The 1,497-nt window shown below is 59.3% G+C and carries 3 protein-coding genes; all 3 read right to left on the bottom strand.

Annotated elements, in window-relative coordinates; genetic code table 11:
- Nucleotides 1-44: 44 nt before the first annotated feature.
- Nucleotides 45-401 (bottom strand): sulfurtransferase complex subunit TusC, encoded by a 357-nt coding sequence (gene tusC / locus OQK_RS00590; protein ID WP_016770657.1) that lies wholly within the window; start codon nucleotides 399-401, stop codon nucleotides 45-47.
- 2 nt (nucleotides 402-403) lie between these two features.
- Nucleotides 404-796 carry a sulfurtransferase complex subunit TusD gene (gene tusD, locus OQK_RS00595; RefSeq protein ID WP_038860118.1) on the bottom strand — a complete coding sequence of 131 codons (393 nt, stop codon included), beginning with the start codon at nucleotides 794-796 and terminating at the stop codon, nucleotides 404-406.
- Nucleotides 797-981: 185 nt separating this feature from the next.
- Nucleotides 982-1,311, bottom strand: coding sequence for a DUF6388 family protein (locus OQK_RS00600; RefSeq protein ID WP_016770659.1), 330 nt, complete (start codon nucleotides 1,309-1,311; stop codon nucleotides 982-984).
- Nucleotides 1,312-1,497 lie beyond the last annotated feature (186 nt).

Raw genomic sequence — 1,497 nt, forward strand, 5'->3', positions numbered from 1 at the left:
ATCGTCGCCGAACGGGGAATGAGACAACACATGCAAAGTCGACATCAGAGGGTGATCACCTGATCGTAGCGGTCAATAAGGGCGGTGATTTGATCAGCGGCGAGTGGCTGCGCTTCGTCCAGCGACAGGTTGCCAAGACCGCGAGCATTGGCGCTTTCGGCGCAATAGAACAGCTCTTCGACACCAAACATCGGCAGCGCCTGCAGATTGGCGCTGAGGTCTTTCTGCTGCACGGCCTTGGCGTTCTGCCCGGCGGCCAATTGCAGCACGCCGTCATCGAGAAACAGCAAACCGATCGGCAGATCGAAGGCGCCACCGGCGAGCACGATATCCAGCGCTTCCCGCGCACCGGGGCCGGACCACGGCGATTGTCGGCTGATGATCAACAGCGATTTGGCCATGTTCAAGCGCCTCCGAAACAGATGAGCCGATCAGCGTCCTGCACGGCGTCGTGCAATTGACCCAGACCGGACAATTCCCACGGCGCGCTGAGCGAAATCGCTTCACGCTGGTAACGCTTGGCTTCTTCTTCGTTCAACACACCACGGCGCAAAGCGGCGGCGATGCAGACCACGCCGTCGAGTTGCTTTTCGTTGATAAAGGCGCGCCATTGCTTGGGCAAGTCCAGTTCATCCTGCGGCGTCACCACCGCATCGGAGGCGTTGAACACGCCGTCCTGATAGAAGAACAGCCGAACAATCTCATGGCCGCCGGCCAGCGCGGCCTGGGCAAACAGCAAGGCACGGCGCGAGGAGGGCGCATGGGCGGCGGAAAACAGCGCGATGGCGAACTTCATGATGGACTCGATCAGCGAAACTGCGGCCATGATAAAGCTTTATTGCGCGTGCCGCGAAATCTGGTAATACGCGGTTCACGGTGGGAGCCTGCTCGCGAAAGCGTCATCTCGTTCGAGATCAGTTTCGGCAGTCACACCGCCTTCGCGAGCAGGCTCGCTCCCACGGGAGATTTGCGGCGGCTGGATTACGGGGTGATGCCGTAAAGATCGCAATACTCGATCCAGCCCATCCCCGCCATTTCCGCCACTTCCCGATGCACTTCCAGCCGTTGCGCCTGATATTCCTCGGGCGAAGCAGCGGTCAGCTGCAACGTCAGCTCCCAGGCGAACAACCTCTGTCTCTCCGCTTCTTCCTCAAACGCCTCATGCAAGCGTTCTTCGCGATACTGCGCCTGGGTTTCGCCCTTGGCCTGAGCCAGCAGCGGGTTGAGATGGTCGAGGGTTTCACGTAGTTCGGGTCGCGCATCGAGAAACAGTTTCAAAGCCTGTTCATGTCGCTGGTCGCTAGGCGCCATGTAATTTCCTTGTGTGACTGATGACCATAGGGTGCCGCACCTGCTTGCGCATGTCGCGCATAAAAACAGTAAAGCAGAACGATTTGCCGCGTCGCAGTGCTACAGTCCGCTTTTTTCTCGATGAGCAAATGCAATGCGAATGCTGATGGTAGTGCTGGCGGCGGCCCTGTTGGCCGGGTGCGCCGG

Origin of the sequence: Pseudomonas sp. R62 (assembly GCF_000257605.1) — a bacterium.
GTDB lineage: Bacteria > Pseudomonadota > Gammaproteobacteria > Pseudomonadales > Pseudomonadaceae > Aquipseudomonas > Aquipseudomonas atacamensis.